22 protein-coding genes are annotated in these 20,474 nt (G+C 71.9%); 14 read left to right on the top strand and 8 right to left on the bottom strand.

Annotation, left to right across the window (positions count from 1 at the left end):
* A partial coding sequence (locus tag ACIOHP_RS39685; RefSeq protein ID WP_401895085.1) for an alpha/beta hydrolase occupies window positions 1–578 on the bottom strand: 578 nt, incomplete at its 3' end.
* Between the two features lie 184 nt (window positions 579–762).
* On the opposite strand from ACIOHP_RS39685, the gene ACIOHP_RS39680 reads away from it, so the two are divergent.
* Entirely contained in the window at window positions 763–1,215 is a 453-nt protein-coding gene (locus tag ACIOHP_RS39680; protein WP_401895082.1) for a MarR family winged helix-turn-helix transcriptional regulator, read from the top strand.
* Window positions 1,216–1,218: 3 nt separating this feature from the next.
* On the opposite strand, the gene ACIOHP_RS39675 is transcribed toward ACIOHP_RS39680, so the two are convergent.
* Entirely contained in the window at window positions 1,219–1,674 is a 456-nt protein-coding gene (locus tag ACIOHP_RS39675) for an SRPBCC domain-containing protein (protein WP_401895080.1), read from the bottom strand.
* Window positions 1,675–1,735: 61 nt separating this feature from the next.
* Here ACIOHP_RS39675 and ACIOHP_RS39670 point away from each other — a divergent pair, with 61 nt between their 5' ends.
* Window positions 1,736–2,095 carry a DUF779 domain-containing protein gene (locus tag ACIOHP_RS39670; RefSeq protein WP_401895079.1) on the top strand — a complete coding sequence of 120 codons (360 nt, stop codon included), beginning with the start codon at window positions 1,736–1,738 and terminating at the stop codon, window positions 2,093–2,095.
* Between the two features lie 65 nt (window positions 2,096–2,160).
* The gene (locus tag ACIOHP_RS39665; RefSeq protein ID WP_401895077.1) at window positions 2,161–3,399 is read left to right on the top strand and encodes a phosphodiester glycosidase family protein; all 1,239 of its coding nucleotides are present in this window, start codon (window positions 2,161–2,163) and stop codon (window positions 3,397–3,399) included.
* A 3-nt stretch (window positions 3,400–3,402) separates the two neighbouring features.
* Here ACIOHP_RS39665 and ACIOHP_RS39660 read toward each other — a convergent pair whose 3' ends face one another.
* From ACIOHP_RS39660 to ACIOHP_RS39635, 6 genes are all read right to left on the bottom strand, one after another.
* Complete coding sequence (locus tag ACIOHP_RS39660) at window positions 3,403–3,597, bottom strand: hypothetical protein (protein ID WP_361493076.1); 195 nt, start codon at window positions 3,595–3,597, stop codon at window positions 3,403–3,405.
* A gap of 111 nt (window positions 3,598–3,708) precedes the next feature.
* On the bottom strand, window positions 3,709–4,572 hold the full coding sequence (locus ACIOHP_RS39655) for a phosphatidylinositol-specific phospholipase C/glycerophosphodiester phosphodiesterase family protein (protein WP_401895074.1): 864 nt from the start codon (window positions 4,570–4,572) through the stop codon (window positions 3,709–3,711).
* Between the two features lie 172 nt (window positions 4,573–4,744).
* Window positions 4,745–5,818, bottom strand: a complete 1,074-nt coding sequence (locus ACIOHP_RS39650) for an acyl-CoA dehydrogenase family protein (RefSeq protein WP_401895072.1) — start codon at window positions 5,816–5,818, stop codon at window positions 4,745–4,747.
* On the bottom strand, window positions 5,815–6,996 hold the full coding sequence (locus ACIOHP_RS39645) for an acyl-CoA dehydrogenase family protein (RefSeq protein ID WP_361547796.1): 1,182 nt from the start codon (window positions 6,994–6,996) through the stop codon (window positions 5,815–5,817). The genes ACIOHP_RS39650 and ACIOHP_RS39645 overlap by 4 nt, the downstream gene beginning before the upstream one ends.
* Entirely contained in the window at window positions 6,993–7,970 is a 978-nt protein-coding gene (locus ACIOHP_RS39640) for an NADPH:quinone oxidoreductase family protein (protein ID WP_401895069.1), read from the bottom strand. Before ACIOHP_RS39640 ends, ACIOHP_RS39645 begins: the two co-directional genes overlap by 4 nt.
* A 122-nt stretch (window positions 7,971–8,092) precedes the next feature.
* Window positions 8,093–8,665 carry a helix-turn-helix domain-containing protein gene (locus ACIOHP_RS39635; RefSeq protein ID WP_266895560.1) on the bottom strand — a complete coding sequence of 191 codons (573 nt, stop codon included), beginning with the start codon at window positions 8,663–8,665 and terminating at the stop codon, window positions 8,093–8,095.
* Between the two features lie 65 nt (window positions 8,666–8,730).
* On the opposite strand from ACIOHP_RS39635, the gene ACIOHP_RS39630 reads away from it, so the two are divergent.
* The 11 genes from ACIOHP_RS39630 (at window position 8,731) to ACIOHP_RS39580 (ending at window position 20,452) form a co-directional block, all read left to right on the top strand.
* The gene (locus ACIOHP_RS39630) at window positions 8,731–9,657 is read left to right on the top strand and encodes an NAD(P)/FAD-dependent oxidoreductase (RefSeq protein ID WP_401895066.1); all 927 of its coding nucleotides are present in this window, start codon (window positions 8,731–8,733) and stop codon (window positions 9,655–9,657) included.
* Between the two features lie 124 nt (window positions 9,658–9,781).
* Window positions 9,782–11,320 carry an ATP-dependent DNA ligase gene (locus ACIOHP_RS39625; protein ID WP_401895063.1) on the top strand — a complete coding sequence of 513 codons (1,539 nt, stop codon included), beginning with the start codon at window positions 9,782–9,784 and terminating at the stop codon, window positions 11,318–11,320.
* Between the two features lie 19 nt (window positions 11,321–11,339).
* On the top strand, window positions 11,340–11,801 hold the full coding sequence (locus tag ACIOHP_RS39620; RefSeq protein ID WP_401895060.1) for an NUDIX domain-containing protein: 462 nt from the start codon (window positions 11,340–11,342) through the stop codon (window positions 11,799–11,801).
* Between the two features lie 66 nt (window positions 11,802–11,867).
* Entirely contained in the window at window positions 11,868–13,253 is a 1,386-nt protein-coding gene (locus ACIOHP_RS39615) for an NADP-dependent succinic semialdehyde dehydrogenase (RefSeq protein ID WP_361547781.1), read from the top strand.
* A gap of 25 nt (window positions 13,254–13,278) precedes the next feature.
* On the top strand, window positions 13,279–13,515 hold the full coding sequence (locus ACIOHP_RS39610) for a DUF6213 family protein (protein WP_062722835.1): 237 nt from the start codon (window positions 13,279–13,281) through the stop codon (window positions 13,513–13,515).
* A gap of 173 nt (window positions 13,516–13,688) precedes the next feature.
* Window positions 13,689–14,750: a type III polyketide synthase gene (locus tag ACIOHP_RS39605; RefSeq protein ID WP_401895056.1), complete on the top strand. Its 1,062-nt coding sequence runs from the start codon at window positions 13,689–13,691 to the stop codon at window positions 14,748–14,750.
* Between the two features lies 1 nt (window position 14,751).
* Window positions 14,752–15,969 carry a cytochrome P450 gene (locus ACIOHP_RS39600; protein ID WP_361547775.1) on the top strand — a complete coding sequence of 406 codons (1,218 nt, stop codon included), beginning with the start codon at window positions 14,752–14,754 and terminating at the stop codon, window positions 15,967–15,969.
* Window positions 15,966–16,487, top strand: a complete 522-nt coding sequence (locus ACIOHP_RS39595; protein ID WP_401895054.1) for a cupin domain-containing protein — start codon at window positions 15,966–15,968, stop codon at window positions 16,485–16,487. Before ACIOHP_RS39600 ends, ACIOHP_RS39595 begins: the two co-directional genes overlap by 4 nt.
* 87 nt (window positions 16,488–16,574) lie before the next feature.
* A complete protein-coding gene (locus tag ACIOHP_RS39590; protein WP_401895052.1) occupies window positions 16,575–17,945 on the top strand; it encodes a hypothetical protein in 1,371 nt (456 codons plus the stop codon).
* Between the two features lie 51 nt (window positions 17,946–17,996).
* Entirely contained in the window at window positions 17,997–19,223 is a 1,227-nt protein-coding gene (locus ACIOHP_RS39585; RefSeq protein ID WP_401895050.1) for an AAA family ATPase, read from the top strand.
* Window positions 19,220–20,452, top strand: coding sequence for a VWA-like domain-containing protein (locus tag ACIOHP_RS39580; RefSeq protein WP_401895049.1), 1,233 nt, complete (start codon window positions 19,220–19,222; stop codon window positions 20,450–20,452). Before ACIOHP_RS39585 ends, ACIOHP_RS39580 begins: the two co-directional genes overlap by 4 nt.
* Window positions 20,453–20,474: the final 22 nt, after the last annotated feature.

Below are 20,474 nucleotides of genomic sequence, written 5' to 3'. Positions count from 1 at the left end.
ACCGGGTAGAACAGCACCTGCTGGACCAGTGGGACGTCTCCGCGCTGTTTGGCCATCAGGGTGAGTGCGGCGGTCATGTTGCCGCCCACGGAGTCCCCGGCGACGGCGATGCGGGTGGCGTCCAGGTTCTTGGACGGGCCGTGCTGCACGATCCACTGGGCGACGGTGTAGTTCTGTTCGATCGCGACCGGGTAGCGGGCTTCGGGTGAGAGGTCGTACTCGGGGAAGACGACCGCGGCGTGGGCGCCGGTGGCGAGTTCGCGGACCAGGCGGTCGTGGGTGTGGGCGTTGCCGAAGACCCAGCCGGCGCCGTGGATGTAGAGGATGACGGGGAGGGTGCCGTCCGCGCCCGCGGGGCGGACGATGCGGGTGCGGACGCTGCCGGTGGGCCCGCCGGGCACGGTGATCCATTCCTCGTCGATCGCGGGCTTGGTGATCTCCCCGGACTGGACCTCGTCGACCGCCTTACGGCCCTCGACCGGGCCCAGGTCGAAGAGGTACGGCGGGTTCGCGGTGGCCTCGACGAAGGCCTGGGCGGCGGGCTCGAGGACGGGGCGGGTGCCGGTCTGGTCGGACATGGCGATCTCCTCGCAAGCGGTGGCCGCGGGCGCGCTCCGTCGACGCTGTTCGTCAGGAGCGGCGGCACATCCATGACTGTAGCGCTCGATTTAGTCGTGCACAACTTAATCGAGCACGACTATCTATTTCGCGACTGTTTATGGCTCGATAGGATCGAGAGGACCCAATCAAAGGAGCCAGGCCATGAGCACCGCCGAACCGCAGCAGGACGGTTCCCTGCTCCTCGACGACCAGCTGTGCTTCGCCCTCTACGCCGCCTCCCGCGCGGTCACCGCCCGCTACCGGCCCCTGCTGGACGCGCTCCAGCTGACCTACCCGCAGTACCTGGTCATGCTCGTGCTGTGGGAGCAGGACTCGATCTCGGTACGCGATCTGGGCACCGCGCTCCAGCTGGAGTCCAGCACCCTCTCCCCGCTGCTGAAGCGCCTGGAGGCGAACGGCCTGCTGCGCCGTGAACGCCGCCCGGAGGACGAGCGCTCGGTCTCCCTCACCCTCACCGACGCGGGAGCCGCACTGCGCGAGCGGGCACAGACCGTTCCGGTGGCCATCGGGGACGCCATGGGACTGACCCCCGAACAGGACGCCACGGCCAAGCAGTTGCTCCGCCTGCTCACCGCCAACGTCGGCGAGGTCTGACGCTCAGCCCTCGACCAGCCGCGCGAGATGGGCCAGCGCCATCCGCGTGCCCTCCTCGTTCTGGTCCGCCGGCACGGCGTCCGGAATCCCTTCGTGCAGGACGACGACCTCGGTCCCGCCCGCCACGTCGGTGAGCGTGGTCGTCATCGTCATCATGCCGCGCAGGGCGGGGTCCCCGGTCTCGAACTCGAACTCCTCGACCACCCGCTCGTCCGGCACCAGCTTCAGGAACCGGCCGTGATAGGTGTCGGTGTGCGAGCCGGACTTGCCGGTGCCGGTCGGCAGGTCGTAGGTGAGCGAGATACGGAACGCGCCACCCTCCCGGGCGTCGAAGGCGTGCACCTCGCTGCTCATCCCCTCGGGCACCCGCCACCTGGCGAGCGCGTCGGCGTCCACGAGCATCCGGTAGACGGCCGCGCGCGGGGCGTTCACACGGCAGGAGACACGGGTCGAGTACATGGCCCCACCCTGCTCCGGGGTGCAACCTTCTCGCAACGTGGCGCGTGCTGCGCTGGGGCGCATGTATGAGGAGACCCCCCGCGTCGAGCTCACCCCCGCGGCCGCCGATCTGCTGCGTCGGCTGCACGAGGTGCACGGTCCGCTGATGTTCCATCAGTCCGGCGGCTGCTGCGACGGCAGCGCCCCCATGTGCTACCCGGCGGGTGAGTTCCGCACCGGCGGCTCGGACGTACTGCTCGCGGAGCTGGAGGTCGAGGGCGTCGGGGAGGCCGTGACGTTCTGGATGTCGCGCAGCCAGTTCGAGGTGTGGAGCCACACCCGGCTGATCGTCGATGTCGTCGAGGGCCGGGGCAGCGGCTTCTCGCTCGAAGCACCCGAAGGAGTGCGTTTCCTGATCCGTTCCCGTCTTCTCGACGCCTAGACAGACTGCCGTCTGGTGCACTTCCTCTGAGTCCTGGGACAGTTGACGAGACCTCAGGGGGGACTGTGACGCTTCGTCAGAACAGGTTCCGAGCAGGCAGAGCGGTACTGACGTTTCTCACGGCATGCGGTGCGCTGGCCGGTGCGGTCCTGACGGGGGCGGCACCGGCCGGCGCCGCGCAGGCCGACGTCCGGATCGCGTCGGGCGTCACGTACCGGCAGTACGACCTCCAGGCGGCCAAGGGCCCCACGCGTGTTCATGTCCTCACCGTCGACCTGCGCGATCCGCATGTCCGGCTCGACCTGCTGCATCCGGGAGCGGTCGCCGCGCGGGCGCCCGTCTCGCAACTGGCGGACACCCAGGGCGCGGTCGCGGGTGTCAACGGTGACTTCTTCAACATCACCGAGACCCAGCACCCGGGCGTCGAGGCGACCGGCGCGAGCGTGGGCCCGGCGATCGCGCACGGCCGCACGCTCAAGGCGGCGGTGCCCGACGGCCAGCGTTTCGGCCCCGCGATGCCACCGGGCACCTCCACGAAGAACGTGCTCGGCATGGGGGTCGACCGACTGGCCCGGCTCGACAGCCTGACCCTGACCGGATCCGTCCGCACTCCCGGGACGCGGCTGCCGCTGGGCGGGCTCAACCAGTACGCGCTGCCGGTGAACTCCGTCGGCGCCTTCACCAGCGCCTGGGGCAGCGCTTCCCGGGTGCGTGCCACCTGCGGCACGGACACCGACCGGGCCGCCCCGTGCAGCACGGACACCTACGAGGTGACGGTCCGCCGGGACCGGGTCGTGGCGGCCGCCGACACCCCGGGCGCCGGCCCCGTCGCCGCGGACACCACCGTGCTCGTCGGCCGGGAGGAGGGCGCGCGGCAGTTACGGAAGCTCTCCGTCGGCGAGCACGTACAGGTCCGGCACGGCCTGGTCGCCTCCGCGGCCCGGATCCCGTACCGCTTCGCCATCGGCGGTTACCCGGTCCTCGACGACGGACAGCCGCTGCCCGGTCTGGACGGCACGACCGCCGCCGTGCGCACCGCCGTCGGGATCGCGGACGGAGGCCGCCGGGTGCTGCTGCTCGCGGTGGACGGCGCGGTCGCGTACCGCACCGGACTGACCATCGCCGAAGTGGCGGACACCATGAAGGGGCTGGGCTCGGTCGACGCCTTCAGCCTGGACGGCGGCGGATCGTCGACGCTGGTCGCCCGCGAGCCCGGGGCGAGTGCCGTGTCGGTGCGCAACCATCCCACCGGCGGCTCCGAACGCCCGGTACCGAACGGCATCGGGGTCTTCTCGACCGGATGAACCTCAGGGCCGGAGGCTGCTGACGATGTCCGCCGTCGCCGTGAGGCCGCTGTGGATGGTCGGGGCGATGCTCGTACTGGCCATGTAGAAGCCGAGCAGTGCGCACACCAGTGCGTGCGAGACCTTCAGCCCTCCGCTGCGCAGGAAGATCACCGCCAGGACCAGCAGCAACATCACCACAGAGATGGAAATCGCCATCGTCGGCCTCCTCCGCCACGCCAGTACGCCCGGTTCACGGCGTTCGGGCGCAAGTGTGGCGTAGCGGAGGGTTCGTCCGGGCGGCTGACCTGTCCGCCGAACGTGTGGTGTCTACGCCGACCGGTGGGCGTCCAGGAAGGCTTCGAGGCCGGCGAGGTCGTCGGTGTTGAGGTAGTCGACGCCGGCGGCGAGCAGCTCGCCCCACAGCGCGTCACGCGCGGGACCCACCAGGTCCGGCGTGGCCCAGAAGCGCACCTTCTGCCCGCGCGCATGGGCGGCCCGGACGATGCCGCGCAGCTTCTGCCGCTCGACGTCGGGGAAGGCTCCCACGCCCTGCCAGGTGAAGTTGAGCGTCCAGTTGTCGCTGATCAGCGAGATGAGGGAGGCGGGCGCCGGGCCGCCGAGGTCGGCGAGGCGGCCGTCGTAGAAGGCCCGCCGTACGGTCTGCGCCTCCATGGGCGCGCGGGCGGCGCGGTCGCCGGAGATGACGGCGGTGACCGGGCCGGGAAGGACACGGCCGCGGGCGTACGTGGTGAACAGGTGCTTGTGGCGGCGCAGATGACGGTCGAGTTCGAGGTAGGTCGAGGAGCCCTCGGTCTTGATGTCGATGAGGAGTTGGAGGGGCTTGCGGTGACCCCGGTACACCGAGCCGTGGTTGGCCCTCACGCGGGCGGCCAGCGGGTCGAGGTAGAGGGACTCCAGGGTGCGGGCCGGGTCGAGGTCGTCCGCGGTATGGCCGATGAGGAGCTGGTCGCCGACGAGGAAGATGTCGGCCTCGACGCTGCCGAAGCGGTGGTCGAGGGCGTCGAGGAGGGGTCGGGGGTGCTCGTAGTCGTTGTGGGCGTGGGCCCGCCACAACGGCCGCGGGCGGTGCCTGTGTTCACCCGCGAGCGCGTCGGTGGCGGGCAGGGCGACGGCGCCCGCGAGGGCGGCGCCGAGGGTGGTGAGGGCTCTGCGTCGGGTGGTGAGGGCCATGCCTGCCTCCCTTTGAGGGCGGTACGGGACACCGGCGAGTATGGGGTCGCCGGTCCCTCAAAGGGCATGCTCGTGACAGGAGTTGGCCGGACTGCCGCCGTCTGTTCATCGCCTCCGCGCGGGGCGCACGAAAAAGCCCGCCCCAGGTGGGACGGGCTTTCCCAGGTGAACGTCAGGGGGCCTGGAGGTCCACGAGTTCGGCCAGTGCGGCACGGTGGGCGCCCGCGGTGCCGTAGGCGATGGAGTCGGCCTTCGCCCGCTTGAGATACAGGTGGACCGGGTGCTCCCACGTCATACCGATGCCGGCGTGCAGCTGGAGGGCCTCCTCGGCGGCGTGCACGGCGACGGAGGCCGCGTAGGACTGGGCGACGGCGACCGCCACATCGGCGTCCTCACCGCTCGCCAGCGCGTCGGCCGCGTTGCGGGCCGCGGCCCGCAGGTTGACGACTTCCAGCCACAGCTGGGCGAGCCGGTGCTTGAGCGCCTGGAACCCGCCGACGGACCGGTTGAACTGCTTGCGCTCCTTCAGGTAGCGCACGGTCTCGGTCAACGTCCAGTCGGCGAGCCCGAGTTGCTCGGAGGCGAGCAGCCCGGCCCCGGACCGCAGCGCCCGTCGCACGGCGGGTTCGGCGTCACCCAGGAGACGACCGGGCGCGCCGTCCAGGGTCACGGTCGCCAGCGGCCGGGTCAGGTCCAGGGACACCTGCGGGGTGACGGTCGCGCTGGAGGCGTCCACCGCGTACAGCCCGCCGTCGTCCGCCGGGACGAGCAGCACATCGGCGGCCGTGGCGTCCGCGATGCCGGTCAACTCCCCGTGCAGGGAGCCGCCTTCATGGCGTACGACCTTGTAGGCACCGCCCGCGGCGACGTGCAGCGAGACGGCGAGGGCGCCGATCCTGCGCCCCGACGCCAGCTCGGCGAGCAGGTCCTCGGTGCCGCAGGCCAGCAGCGCCTCGGTCGCGACGACGGCGCTGGTGAGGTACGGCACCGGGGCGACCGCGCGACCCAACTCCTCCAGCACGACAGCGACTTCGCGGTGCGTGGCACCCTGGCCGCCCTGCGCCTCCGGCACCAGCAGTCCGGCGAGGCCCATGCCGTCCGCGAGGGCCTTCCAGGCGGCGAGGTCGTGCGGGGCGTCGGACTCGGTGCGGGCGATGACACCGGGGGCGTCGCAGTGGTCGTCGAGCAGGTCCCGTACGGCGGACCGCAGCGCGTCTTCCTCCTCCGAGTACAGCAGGTCGGTCATCGGGCCAGGTCCTTCCAGGCGACGTCCTTGTCGGTGCGCGGTTCCGAGGGCAGGCCCAGGACGCGCTCGGCGACGATGTTCAGCAGGACCTCGCTGGTCCCGCCCTCGATGCTGTTGCCCTTGGAGCGGAGATAGCGGTAGCCGGCGTCCCGGCCGGTGAAGTCCACCAGCTCGGGCCGGCGCATGGTCCAGTCGTCGTACAGCAGGCCTTCCTCGCCGCGGAGTTCGACCTCCAGGCCGCTGATCTCCTGGTTGAGGCGGGCGAAGGCGAGCTTCATGCCGGCGCCCTCGGGGCCGGGCTGGCCCAGGGCGAGCTGCTGGCGCAGGCGTTCGCCGGTGAGGCGGGCGACCTCGGCCTCGACCCACAGCTTCAGCAGGCGCTGGTGCAGATCGTGGGTGCGCAGTTCGGGGCGCTCGCGCCAGGTCCTGGAGACCGGGCCGATCATGCCGCCCTCGCGGGGCAGCCGCATGCCGCCGATGGCGACGCGCTCGTTGTTGAGCGTGGTCTGCGCGACCCGCCAGCCGTCGCCGATCTCGCCGAGGCGGCGGGAGTCGGGGATGCGGACGTCGGTCAGGAAGACCTCGTTGAACTCGGCCTCGCCGGTGATCTGGCGCAGCGGCCGCACGTCGACGCCGGGGTCGGTCATGTCGCACAGGAAGTACGTGATGCCCGCGTGCTTGGGCACGTCCGGGTCGGTGCGGGCGATGAGGATCGCCCAGCGGGCGTTGTGGGCACTGGACGTCCACACCTTCTGGCCGTTCACCACCCACTCGTCGCCCTCATGGACGGCCCGGGTACCGAGTCCGGCCAGGTCGGAGCCGGCGCCGGGCTCGCTGAAGAGCTGGCACCAGACCTCCTCGCCGGTCCACAGGGGGCGCAGGAACCGCTGCTTCTGCTCGTCCGTGCCGTACTTGAGGATCGTCGGCGCGGCCATGCCGAGACCGATCCCGTTGCGCCGCGGGTCGTTGTCGGGGGCGCCCGCGGCCTCCAGCTCGGCGTCCACGACGGCCTGGAGGGAGCGCGCGGCACCGAGGCCGCCGAGTCCCTCGGGGTAGTGGACCCAGGCGAGCCCCGCGTCGAAACGGGCCCTGAGGAAGTCGAGGCGGTCCGTGTTCGCGGGCGGGTGTGCGGCCAGCAACTCCGCTGTGCGGCGCTTGAGTTCGGCTGCGTCGGTCATGCGGCGGCTCCGTTCTCCAGGGACGGGACGACGGCGACCCGGCCCGTCGTGACCCCGGCGCCGACTCGCTGGACCGCGGCCGCGGCCTCGCTCAGCGGCACCCGCTCGCTGACCAGCGGCTTGATGGCGCCCCGGGCGGCGAGTTCGGTGAGCTGCTCGTGGCAGTGCTGGACCAGCTTGGGGTTCTTGGTGTTGTACAGGCCCCAGTGCAGGCCGAGGATCGCGTAGTTCTTCACCAGCGCGTGGTTGAGGCCCGGGCTGGGGATGGTCCCGCTGGCGAAGCCGACGACGACGATCCGGCCCTCGAAGGCGACGACCTTGGTGGACTGCGTGTAGGCCTCGCCGCCGACCGGGTCGTAGACGACGTCGGCGCCACGGCCGCCGGTGGCCTCCTTCACGGCGGCGATGACGTTCTCCGCTCGCCGGTCGATCACGACGTCGCAGCCCATCTCCCGCGCCACCGCGGCCTTGTCGGCACCGCCGACGACACCGATCACGGTGGCGCCGGCCGCCTTCCCGAGCTGCACGGCGGCGCTGCCGACCCCACCGGCGGCGGCGTGGACGAGCAGCGTCTCACCGGCCTCCAGACGGGCCCGCCGGTGCAGACCGAACCAGCCCGTCTGGTACCCGATGTGCAGCGCGGCAGCCTCCGCGTCGTCCAGCGACTCCGGCGCGGGCAGCAGCCCGGCGGCATCGGCGACGGCGTACTCGGCGAAACCGCCGTGGGGCAGCGCGGGGTTGGCGAGCACGCGGCGCCCATCCTCGGTCTCGCCGCAGATCTCCACGCCCGGCGTGAAGGGCAGCGGCGGCTGCACCTGGTAGTGGCCGCGGCACATCAGCACATCGGGGAAGTTGATGTTCGCGGCACGCACCTTCAGCAGGACCTGGCCGTCGCCGGGCGTCGGTGTCGCCACCTCCTCGAGGCGCATCACCTCGCTCGGCTCGCCGTTCTCGTGCACTTGCCATGCCTGCATGCGGTGCCTCCACGCGACTGCATCGTCTGACGGGGTCCAACGCATACTAAGCGGTCGCTTGCCCATCAGGGAACAGCCCGCCGCGGAACAGTAGCGGGCATCACGCGGGAGTCACGCGGGCGTCACGACCTCCGGGGCTGCGCCCGTACGTGCATCCGCTCCCCCTGCGGACCGAAGAGGCTCAGGAACTCCACCGGACCCTCCCCCGTCGACCCGAACCAGTGCGGCACGCGCGTGTCGAACTCGACCACCTCCCCGGCCGCGAGCACCACGTCGTGCTCCCCCAGCACCATCCGCAGCCGGCCGGCCAGCACGTACAGCCACTCGTAGCCCTCATGGGTGCGCGGCTCGGGCTCCTCCCGGCCCTGCGGCACCAGCACCTTGTACGCCTGGAGGCCGCCCGGCTGCCGGGTGAGCGGCCAGTAGGTGCGTCCGTGCCGCACGAGCGGTTTGGACCGGACCCTCGGGTCCCCCACCGGGGGTGTTCCGATCAGCTCGTCGAGCGGCACCTGATGGGCCTGTGCGATCGGCAGCAGCAGCTCCAGGCTGGGCTTGCGCAGGCCGGACTCCAGCCGGGACAAGGTGCTCACGGAGATCCCGGTCGACTCGGAGAGCGCCGCGAGCGTCACCTCCCGGTCCTTCCGGATCCGTCGCAGCCGGGGCCCGACCTCCGCGAGAACGTCATCGGTAGTCATGTCCTGTATTGCAGAATCAGCAAAGAAGTTTGTCAATCCCGCATCCACGGGACGACCGTGTCGGTATGACGGAGACAAGCGAGACCTACGAAGTGATCGTGATCGGCGGCGGCGCGGCGGGCCTGTCCGCGGCTCTCGTCCTGGGCCGGGCCCGGCGCCGCACCCTCGTCATCGACGCGGGCGAGCCGCGCAACGCGCCCGCCGCGCACATGCAGGGCTATCTGACGCGGGACGGCATGCCGCCCGCCGAGTTCCTGGCCCTCGGCCGGGAGGAGATCGCACGGTACGGCGTCGAGCTCGTGGAGGACCGTGCGGTGGATGTCACCGCGGACTTCACCGTGACGCTGGCGAGCGGCCGCACGGTCCAGGGCCGTCGCCTCGTGATCGCGACCGGCCTGAAGGACGAGCTACCGCCCGTGCCCGGCGTCGCCGAGCGCTTCGGCCGGGACGTGCTGCACTGTCCGTACTGCCACGGCTGGGAGGTCCGCGACCAGGCCTTCGGCGTACTCGCGACCACCCCGCTGAGCGTCCACCAGGCGCTGATGGTGTCGCAGTGGTCGAAGGACGTGACGCTCTTCCTGCACGAGCTCGCGGAGACCGACCTGTCGGACGACGACCTGCGCAGGCTCGCCGCCGCGAGCGTGAAAGTCGTGCCCGGCGAGGTCGCCGGGCTGGTGGTGGCCGAGGACCACCTCACGGGCGTACGCCTGAAGGACGGCAGGACGTTCGCACGGGAGATCGTCTTCACCGCCCCCCGGGCCGTCCCCCGGACGGATCTCCTCGCGCGGCTCGGCGCGAAGCTCAACGAGACCCACTTCGGTTCGTACCCCGTCGTCGACCCGACCGGCCAGACGACCGTGCCCGGCGTCTGGGCCGCCGGCAACGCGATGGGCTTCGGCGAGCAAGTGATCAACGCGGCGGCGGGCGGCTACCGGGCCGGGGCCACGATCAACGGCGACCTGCTGATGACCGACCTCGACGCCATGCCCTAGGGACGCGGGGCTGTGTCGATCAGCGGCTCCGCCGCGGGGCGCGACCAGCCACAACGGGCCCGCAGACGAAACGCAACCCGTCACTCGGCGTGTAATCCAGCGAAGCGTGTCGCACTCTGGATGCATGCTGCTTGCCCGGCTGGCCCAGGTGTCCCAGGAGGTCGCCGCGACCTCGGCGCGCTCGAAGAAGATCGCGCTGCTCGCCGAGTTGTTCCGGGAGGCCGAGCCGGACGACGTGCCCATCGTCATCCCGTATCTGGCGGGACGGCTGCCGCAGGGGCGGCTCGGGGTGGGCTGGAAGGTGCTGAGCCGCCCGGTCGCCCCGGCCGCCGGGCCGAGCCTGGCCGTCCGTGACGTGGACGCCCTGTTCACCGAGCTCGGCAAGGTCTCGGGCACCGGCTCGCAAGCCGAACGGGCCCGGCTGGTCGGGGAGTTGATGGGCGCGGCCACCGAGGAAGAGCAGCGGTTCCTGTTCGGGCTGATCAGCGGCGAGGTACGGCAGGGCGCGCTGGACGCGGTCGCCACGGAGGGGCTCGCGCAGGCGACGGAGGCACCGCCCGCCGACGTCCGCCGGGCGGTGATGCTCGCGGGTTCCCTCCAGACGGTCGCCGAGGCCCTGCTCGCGGACGGCCCCGCCGCCCTGGACCGCTTCCGGCTCACCGTCGGCCGCCCGGTCCTGCCGATGCTCGCGCACAGCGCGTCCTCGGTGGCCGAGGCAGTCGGGAAACTGGGCGCGTGCGTGGTCGAGGAGAAGCTGGACGGCATCCGTGTCCAGGTGCACCGCAGCGGCGACGACGTACGCATCTACACCCGCACCCTCGACGAGATCACCGACCGGCTGCCCGAACTGACGGCTGCCGCACTGGAGTTGAGGGGCGAGCGTTTCATTCTGGACGGGGAGGTCATCTCCTTCGACACGGAAGGGCGGCCGCGTTCCTTCCAGGAGACGGCCGGCCGTGTCGGCTCCCGGGTGGACGTGACGACGGCCGCCGCCGAGGTCCCCGTCTCCCCCGTCTTCTTCGACGCCCTGTCCGTCGACGACCGCGACCTGTTGGACCTCCCCTTCGCCGAGCGGCACGCGGAGCTGGCGCGGCTGGTCCCCGAGCCGATGCGAGTGCGGCGGACACCGGTGTCCGGCCCGGAGGACGTCGGCGCGGCCGAGGCCTTCCTCGCCGAGACGCTGGAGCGCGGCCACGAGGGGGTGGTGGTGAAGTCCCTCGACGCGCCGTACAGCGCGGGCCGCCGTGGCGCGTCCTGGCTGAAGGTCAAGCCCGTGCACACCCTCGACCTGGTCGTCCTGGCGGCGGAGTGGGGCCACGGCCGCCGCACCGGCAAGCTCTCCAACCTCCACCTCGGCGCCCGCACCGCCGACGGCGGCTTCGCGATGCTCGGCAAGACCTTCAAGGGCATGACCGACGCGATGCTGACCTGGCAGACCGAGCGGCTCCAGGAACTGGCCGTCGACGCCGACGGCTACGTGGTGACCGTTCGCCCCGAACTCGTCGTGGAGATCGCCTACGACGGCCTCCAGAGGTCCACCCGCTACCCGGCCGGGGTCACGCTCCGGTTCGCCCGCGTGGTCCGCTACCGGGAGGACAAACGGCCGGAGGAGGCCGACACCGTGGAGACGCTGCTGGCCGCGCACCCGGGAGTCAAGCCGTGAGGCATCCGGGGGTGAAGTCGTGAGGACGAGCGCCGGCCTGCTGTTGTTCCGGCACACCGACAGCGGCCTCGAGGTGCTGCTGGGCCATATGGGCGGCCCGTTCTTCGCGCGCCGCGACGCCGGGGCCTGGACCGTCCCGAAGGGCGAGTACGTGCCCGACGAGGAGTCCGCCTGGGACGCCGCCCGGCGCGAGTTCCAGGAGGAGCTCGGCCTGCCGCCGCCCGACGGGCAGGCCGTGGCGCTCGGTGAGGTGAAGCAGACCAACGGGAAGGTCGTCACGGCGTGGGCCATCGAGGCGGACCTCGATCCGGCGACCGTCGTGCCGGGTACCTTCCGGATGGAGTGGCCGCCGAGGTCGGGCCAGGAGCAGGAGTTCCCCGAACTGGACCGCGTGGCGTGGTTCGCCCTGGACCGGGCCCGGGCCGTGATCGTCAAGGCCCAGAGCACGTTTCTCGACCGGCTGGCGGAGCACTCGCCCTGACACGTTGCGGCGGGCGCCGCCGCGCGGGAAGGTCGAAACACAGTTCCGCTGCCCAGGAGGTCGGTCATGCCCATCGCGACGGTGAACCCGGCGAACGGCGAGACGCTCAAGACATACGAGGCCATGGGCCCCGAGGAGATCGAGCGCAGGCTCCAGCTCGCGGAGGCCACGTTCCGCACCTACCGGACGACTCCTTTCGCCGAACGCGCCCGGCTGCTGCACCGGGCCGCCGGGCTGCTCGACGGGTTGCAGCCGGACATCGCCCGGATCATGACCACCGAGATGGGCAAGCCGATCAAGCAGGCCCGCGCGGAGGTCGCCAAGTGCGCCAAGGCGATGCGCTGGTACGCCGAGCACGCCGAGTCGCTGCTGGCCGACGAGGAGCCGGCCGACGACGACGTCAAGGACTCGGGCGCGTCCCGGGCCCACGTGCGCTACCGCCCCCTGGGCCCGGTGCTCGCGGTGATGCCGTGGAACTTCCCGCTCTGGCAGGTGATCCGGTTCGCCGCGCCCGCGCTCATGGCCGGCAACGTCGGTCTCCTCAAGCACGCCTCCAACGTCCCCCAGACCGCCCTCTTCCTGGAGGACCTCTTCCACCAGGCCGGCTACTCGGAGGGCACCTTCCAGACCCTCCTCATCGGCTCCGGCGAGGTCGAGGAGCTCCTGCGGGACGAACGCGTCAAGGCGGCGACACTCACCGGCAGCGAGCCCGCCGGGCGGGCGGTCGCGTCGGTGTGCGGCGACATGGTGAAGAAGACCGTGCTGGAGCTCGGCGGCAGCGACCCGTACGTGGTCATGCCGTCCGCCGACATCGACCGGGCCGCCCGGATCGCGGTCACGGCGCGTGTCCAGAACAACGGGCAGTCCTGCATCGCCGCCAAGCGGTTCATCGTCCACACGGACGTGTACGACGCCTTCGCCGAGCGGTTCGTCGAGGGCATGAAGGCACTGAAGGTCGGCGATCCGCTGGAGGAGACGACGGACGTCGGTCCGCTCTCGAGCGAGCAGGGGCGGGCCGATCTGGAGGAGCTGGTCGACGACGCCAGGCGCGGTGGCGCGAGCGTCCTGTGCGGCGGGGAGCGGCCCGACGGGGACGGCTGGTACTACCCGCCGACCGTACTCGCCGACATCACCCGCGAGATGCGGATCCACCGCGAGGAGGCCTTCGGGCCGGTCGCCACGCTGTACCGCGCGGGCGACCTCGACGAGGCCGTGCTCATCGCCAACGACTCACCCTTCGGGCTGAGTTCGAACGTGTGGACCCGGGACGAGGCCGAGGTCGACCGGTTCGTACGGGACCTGGAGGCCGGCGGTGTGTTCTTCAACGGCATGACCGCCTCGCATCCGGCGTTCCCCTTCGGCGGGGTGAAGCGGTCCGGGTACGGGCGTGAGCTGTCCGGGCACGGAATCCGCGAGTTCTGCAACATCACGACGGTTTGGCACGGAGCGTGACGCTTGCGCGGCTAACATCCCCGATGTGAACCGCGAAGTGACTTTGCCTCTGATCGTCGATGACCGCGGGACCTTGCAGGTGGCTGCGGCCGATGTGAGCAAGCTTTTGCGGACCGTGGGTGGGCGGTGGCTGCATCTTGTCGAGGCCGGGGACGACGGGCTCGACGAGGACACGGTGGCGGCGTTGACCATCGAGCTTGCGAAACTTGCCGATCGTATCGATGTGGCGTGCATCGCGCACAGCAGCGGGAGTGCGCCGTAGGGGTTCCTGTTTCGCTGCCGGGTGCGGGTTGTCGCTGGTTGCTCGCGCAGCTCCCCGCGCCCCTTCGGGGCACGTCCGGTGATCGCGCGTTTGGAGTAGTCCCGCGCGAAGTCGTCGGCCTCTCAGGTGATCGTGGACTGGACCACTTCCTGAGGTGAAGGCAGGCACGGTTCATGGCGACGTTGTGCAGACCCTCGGTGTCCGTCCCGGAATGCGTGATCACGATGGAGGAGACGCTGGAGCTGGCTCGCTCCCGGCACTCCGACCATCCCCAACTGGCTCTGGCCCTCCGGCTGATCGAGAACACCGGGGTCCGTACCCGCCACATCGTGCAGCCCATCGAGGAGACGCTGAAGCACCCGGGCTTCGAGGAGCGCAACAAGGTCTACGTGGCCGAGGCGAAGGCGCGGGTGCCGGCCGTGGTGCAGCGGGCGCTCGACGACGCCGAGCTTCTGACCAGCGACATCGATGTCATCATCTACGTGTCCTGCACGGGCTTCATGATGCCCTCGCTGACGGCCTGGCTGATCAACGAGATGGGCTTCGAGAGCACCACCCGGCAGCTCCCCATAGCCCAGCTGGGCTGCGCGGCCGGCGGGGCCGCGATCAACCGGGCCCACGACTTCTGCACGGCCTACCCCGAGGCCAACGCCCTCATCGTGGCCTGTGAGTTCTGCTCGCTGTGCTACCAGCCCACCGACCTCGGCATCGGGAACCTGCTCTCCAACGGGCTGTTCGGGGACGGGATCGCCGCCGCCGTGGTGCGCGGACGGGGCGGCGAGGGGATCTCGCTGGAGCGCAACGGGTCGTACCTGATCCCCAAGACCGAGGAGTGGATCATGTACGACGTCCGGGCCACCGGATTCCACTTCCAGCTGGACAAGCGGGTGCCGGCCACCATGGAGCCGCTCGCGCCCGCGCTCCAGGACCTCGCCGGACTGCACGGCTGGGACGCGGCCGACCTGGACTTCTACATCGTCCACGCGGGCGGCCCCCGAATACTCGACGACCTCAGCAAGTTCCTCCAGGTCGACCCGGACGCCTTCCGGTTCAGCCGGGCCACCCTCACCGAGTACGGCAACATCGCCAGCGCCGTCGTCCTGGACGCGCTGCGCCGGCTCTTCGACGAGGGCGGCGCGCACGACCGGGCGCGCGGGCTGCTCGCCGGGTTCGGACCCGGCATCACCGCGGAAATGGCCCTGGGCCGCTGGCAGCGCTACGCAGAGACGGCATGACATGACCGAAGAGACGATCACCGAGATCCTGCCCCCCATCCGGCACTGGCCCGCACTCGACCTGAACGGCGTGGACTTCGACCCCGTGCTCACCGAGCTGATGCGCGAGGGCCCCGTCACCCGGATCCAGCTGCCCAACGGCGAGGGCTGGGCGTGGCTGGTCACCCGGTACGAGGACGTACGCATGGTGACCAACGACCCCCGCTTCAGCCGCGAGGCCGTCATGGACCAGCCCGAGGTCACCCGGCTCGCCCCGCACTTCATCCCGGCCCGCGGCGCGGTGGGCTTCCTGGACCCGCCGGACCACACCCGGCTGCGCCGCTCGGTGGCCGCCGCGTTCACCGCGAAGGGCGTGGAGCGGATCCGCGAGAGGTCCCGGCGGATGCTGGACGAACTGGTCGACGAACTGCTGCAGGACGGCCCGCCGGCCGATCTGACGGCCACCGTCCTGACGCCGTTCCCCATCGCGGTGATCTGCGAGCTGATGGGCGTCCCGGCCGCCGACCGGCACGGCATGCACACCTGGACCCAGCTGATCCTGTCCTCCTCGCACGGCAAGAACGTCAGCGAGAAGGCCAGGAACGAGATGGGCGCCTACTTCGCCGACCTCATCGGGCTCCGGGAGGGCAGCACCGGCGAGGACGTGGCGTCCCTGCTCGGGGCGGCCGTGGGGCGCGGTGAGGTGACCCTGGAGGAGGCGGTGGGCCTGGCGGTCCTGCTCCAGATCGGCGGCGAGGCGGTGACCAACAACAGCGGCCAGATGTTCTACCTGCTGCTCACCCGCCCGGACCTCGCCGACCGGCTGCGCGCCGAACCGGACATCCGCCCCCGGGCCATCGACGAACTGCTGCGCTACATCCCGCACCGCAACGCCGTCGGTCTGTCCCGGATCGCCCTGGAGGACGTCGGGATCCAGGGCGTACGGATCCGGGCGGGCGACGCCGTCTACGTGTCGTACCTGTCCGCGAACCGCGACCCGGGTGTCTTCCCCTACCCGGAGACGATCGACTTCTCCCGCAGCCCCAACCCCCATGTGTCCTTCGGCTTCGGTCCGCACTACTGCCCCGGCGGCATGCTGGCCCGGCTGGAGTCCGAGCTGCTGGTCGACGCTCTGCTGGACCGTCTCCCGGGGCTGAGACTGGCGGTGCCACGGGAGCAGGTCCCCTTCAGGAAAGGCGCGTTGATCCGTGGTCCCGAGGCCCTTCCGGTGACGTGGTGACGGCTACCGAAGGGCTCCTGGTGCCGCCGGGGCACGGCCGGGTCGTCCAGACCCCGGCCCAGCACGTGACCTTCAAGGTGACGGGCTCGCACTCCCGGACGGCGTCCACCTTCGAGGTGATCGTGCCGCCCGGCTTCGATGTGGGGGCCCATGTGCACACCCGCAGCGAGGAGTTGTTCTACGTCCTCGAAGGCGAGCTGGACGTCCTCGCCTTCGAGCCGCGGATCCGCACCCCCGACAACTGGCAGCGCTGGGAGTCGAGTTCGGGCGGTCGGGTGGTACGCGCGACGCCGGGGACGGTCATCGTCGTACCGCCCGGCTGCCCTCACGCGTTCGCGAACCCGACGGACTCCCCCGCCAAGATGTTCTTCCAGGCGTCCCCGCCGCCGGACCACGAGCGGTACTTCGAGGAGCTCCTGGAGATCCTCGGCGACGGAGGTCCGCCGGACGGCGCGGCGATCGGGGAACTGCGCGGACGGTACGACATCGAGCAGCTGACGCCGCTGAAACACCGTTGACACGGTGGGAGTTGAAGCTACGATCGCCTCGATGACCATTCATTCTGTTCACAGATTGGGGGACCCGTCCGCGCAAGGTGAGTGCTGATGCTCACTTCGCCCGTGACCGGGGATTCCCGCCTTTCCTTCTGGCTGCGCGTGCGCGAGTTCGCCGTGCCGCCCTCCATGATCGAGACCGCGACCGCTCGTCGCCTCACCGGTGACTGGGGCGGCGCCTGTGCCGCCGCAGGGTTCGATGTCGATCTCCAGCCGCGTTCCGTGGCGCGTGTCCATGGCGCCGAACTCGCCGCCCGGGTCCGGGCCGATCTGCGGCATCTGGCTCCCGATCTGCTGCGCTGGCACATGCCGAGGATCGCCCCCGACGGGCTGTTGCGCCCGGGCGTGACCCTCACGCTGGCCCGCTACGACCGTGGCGGCGAGCGGCCGGTGCACCTCGTGGCGCGGACTCCGCCCGCCTGGGCGGATGCAGGGCAGCGGATCAGTCTCGCACTGTGGGACGGATCGTCCGGAGCCGATGGCGGCCGCCATCCGCATCCCCCACCCCACCGGCGGTACCGGCTCGACCTGCACCGTCATCTGTGGGACGCGCGCAGGGCCGATGAGCTGCGCGTCCGCTCAGGCGTCGACGACCCTCCCGTCACGGATCCGGCCGTCCTGCGGCTGGTTCCGCAGGGGCGCCGCTGTGCCGTCGACCGGTGGGCGGCCGAGGCCGCGATCCTGCTGCGCGCCGAGGGCCGGACCGACGGCCGCGTGGCCGTGCGGTGCGGGGCCCGGCACCGGCTGGCCCTGGACCTGGCCGCCGACCGGGACGGGCCGCCGACGCTGCGGATCACCGAGGCGTCCAGATCTGCCGGCGCCTCCGCGCTGCCGGTGCTGCCCGACGCGGCGACCTGGGTGCTGCCCGACCTGGAGCTGCTCCGTGCCGGTGCGATCGAGGCCGGCCGGCTGCATCCGCTGGTCGCCCCCGCCCTCGTACCGGGATATGTGCCGGATGCCGCGGCCGCGGTGCCGGATCCGGCGGGACGGCCTCGGCTCGTCGACTGCCGGGGCACCCTGCACCGGATCGGCCTGGTCGACGGGGTGCTGGCCCCGCTGGACCACGACCCGGACGAGGTCCGGCGGGAGGACCTGCTGGCCGCGCTGAGCGGCACGCCGTTGCCCTGTCTGCGGGTCATCGACGAGACGCACCGCCATCCGGAGTGCCTCGACGACGTCCGCGAACGCCTCGCCCACGGGGACGTCTCCGGTGCGCTGGCCGTCGTGGAGGGGCTGCTCGGCCCTGACGCGGTGCTGCGCGGCGGTGCGCTGCGGGACGAGTTGGAGGCGGCCGCTCAACAGCGGATCGTGTACGGGTTGTTCAGGGCCGGCCTCATCGGCCCCGGGCCCCGTCGCCTGCCTCGGCCCCGACCCCGCCCGCGCACCCATCGCTCGCGCCCTCGACGCGCCATCCGCGGCTGACCACCGCCCTCCTTCCTCGCACCCTCTCCCCGCGACCCAAGGTGATGACATATGACGACTTACCCTCCCGTATCCCAACTCGATGTCGCCGGCGACCTGTTGACCCTGCTCCGCGACACCACCACCGAGCCGCGCCCCGACATCCAGCTGGAGGCCCTGACCCTGGCCGTGGCCGCGGATCTGCCCGTGCTCTTGTGGGGCGAACCCGGCATCGGCAAGACCGCGGCCCTGACCCAGCTGGCCACGGCCCTGGAGCTGCCGCTGACCACCGTGATCGCCAGCGTGCACGAGCCCTCCGACTTCTCGGGGCTGCCCGTCGTGGGAGACGACCCCGCGGAACAGGGCGTCCCGATGGCCCCGCCGGACTGGGCCGTACGCCTGGTCCGGGCCGGCCGGGGCCTGCTGTTCCTGGACGAGCTGTCCACCGCGCCGCCCGCCGTGCAGGCCGCTCTGCTCCGGCTGGTGCTGGAGCGCCGGATCGGCGCCCTTCGACTGCCGCCCGGGGTCCGGATCGTGGCCGCCGCCAACCCGCGGTCCTCGGCGGCCGACGGCTGGGAGCTGAGCCCGCCGCTGGCCAACCGGTTCGTCCATCTGCAGTGGACCCACGACCACGAGGTCGTCGTACGCGGTCTCGGCGGGACCTGGCCCCGGGCCACGCTGCCTCGGCTCGCCCCGGAGAAGCTGCCGGAGGCCGTGGACTTCGCACGGCGTGCGGTGTGCGGGCTCCTCGCCGCCCGCCCCGGGCTCGTGCACCGCCTGCCCAACAGCGAGACCCGCCGGGGCGGCCCCTGGCCCTCGCCCCGCAGCTGGGACATGACGCTGAGCCTGATCGCCTTCGCGACCGCGGCCGGTTCCTCCCGGGATGTGCTGTCCCTGCTGGTCCGGGGGACCGTGGGCGACGGGCCGGGGCTCGAACTGCTGGCGAGCGTCGACCGGATGGACCTGCCCGACCCCGAGCTGCTGCTCGCCGATCCGACGGGGGCCGTGCTGCCCGAGCGGGGTGATCTGCGGCAGGCCGCGCTCGACGGGGTGGTGGCGGCGGTCCGCGCGCGTCCGGACCGGGCCCGCTGGGACGCCGCGTGGGCGCTGCTGGTGCGCGCGGTGGAGACCGGGGCGCCGGACCTGGTGGTCGTGCCCGCGAGCACGCTCGCCTCGCTGCGGCAGGAGGACTGGGACGTGCCTCCGTCGATCGAGCAGCTCGCCGGGGTGGTGACCCTGTCCCGGCGGGCCGACGAGGCGGCCTCGCGTGCCAAGGCCGCGGTGAGGGCGGGCCGTTGAGCGGGGACGCGCGCGGGGCGCTGGACCTCGACAAGCTCTTCACGGCCCGGCTCCAGGCGGCGCGGGCCCGGCCCTATCTCGCGACGGCTCTGTTCGCCCTGCACACCGTCGCGTCATCACGGGTGCCGACCATGGCCGTCGACCGGCACTGGCGGTGCTATGTCTCACCGGGGTTCGTGGACCGGACACCCGTCGAGGAGCTGGCGGGGGTGTGGGTGCACGAGGTGTCGCACCTGCTGCGCGACCATCACGGGCGCGGGGACCGGGTGGCCCGGGAACGCGGGCTGACCGGGGCCGGGGAGCGGCTGCGGATGAACATCGCCGCGGACTGCGAGATCAACGACGACGCCTTCGGCGACGGCCTGGTCCGGCCCGAGGGCGCGGTCCGCCCGGAGTCCCTGCGGCTGCCTGCCGGGCAGCTCATGGAGGACTACCTGCGCCAGTTCCGGCTCGGACCGTTGACGCGGGACATCTCCTGGCTGGACTGCGGCAGCGGCGCCGACGGACTGGACCGGGAGTGGGACCTGGGGCCGAACGGCGCGCACGGCCTGAGCGAACAGGAACGGGACGCGGTCAGGTTCCGGGTGGCCCAGGGCATCACCGCGCGTCCGGGGACGACCCCGCAGGGCTGGCAGCGGTGGGCCGAGGACGCGTTCCATCCGCCGCAGCAGTGGCGGGAGTTGCTGGGCGCGGCGGTCCGCTCGGCGGCCTCCGGTCCCGGCGTGGGCGAGGACTACACGTACGGCCGCCCTTCGCGGCGCTCGGCCTCCGTGCCCGGTGCCGTGCTGCCCAGCCTGCGGCGCAGACCGCCCCGGGTCTGCGTGGTGATCGACACGTCCGGGTCGGTCAGCGATGCCGAACTGGGCAGTGCGCTGTTGGAGGTCGCCGCCATCGCGCGTGCCGTGGGCGGCCGGCGCGACCTGGTCTCGGTGCTGCCGTGCGACGCGGCGGCCCAGTTCATCCATCCGCTCTGCCGCGGCGAGGGCATCCCGCTGACCGGCGGCGGGGGCACGGATCTGCGGACGGGCTTCGCCAGGGCGCTGCGGGCGCGTCCCAGGCCCGATGTCGTCGTGGTCCTGACGGACGGCCAGACACCCTGGCCGGACACCCGGCCACCGTGCCGGACGGTGGTGGGGCTCTTCCCCCGGTCCGCTTCCTGGGACGAGGACGATCCCGACTACGTGCCGGACTCCCCGCCCGACTGGGCCCGGGTGGTGGAGATCGGGTAGGGGCGCCGGCTGCCGTGCCGAC

The organism is Streptomyces sp. NPDC087859 (assembly GCF_044742595.1).
GTDB classification, from domain to species: domain Bacteria; phylum Actinomycetota; class Actinomycetes; order Streptomycetales; family Streptomycetaceae; genus Streptomyces; species Streptomyces canus_F.
This window is presented reverse-complemented; position numbering and strand designations above follow the sequence as displayed.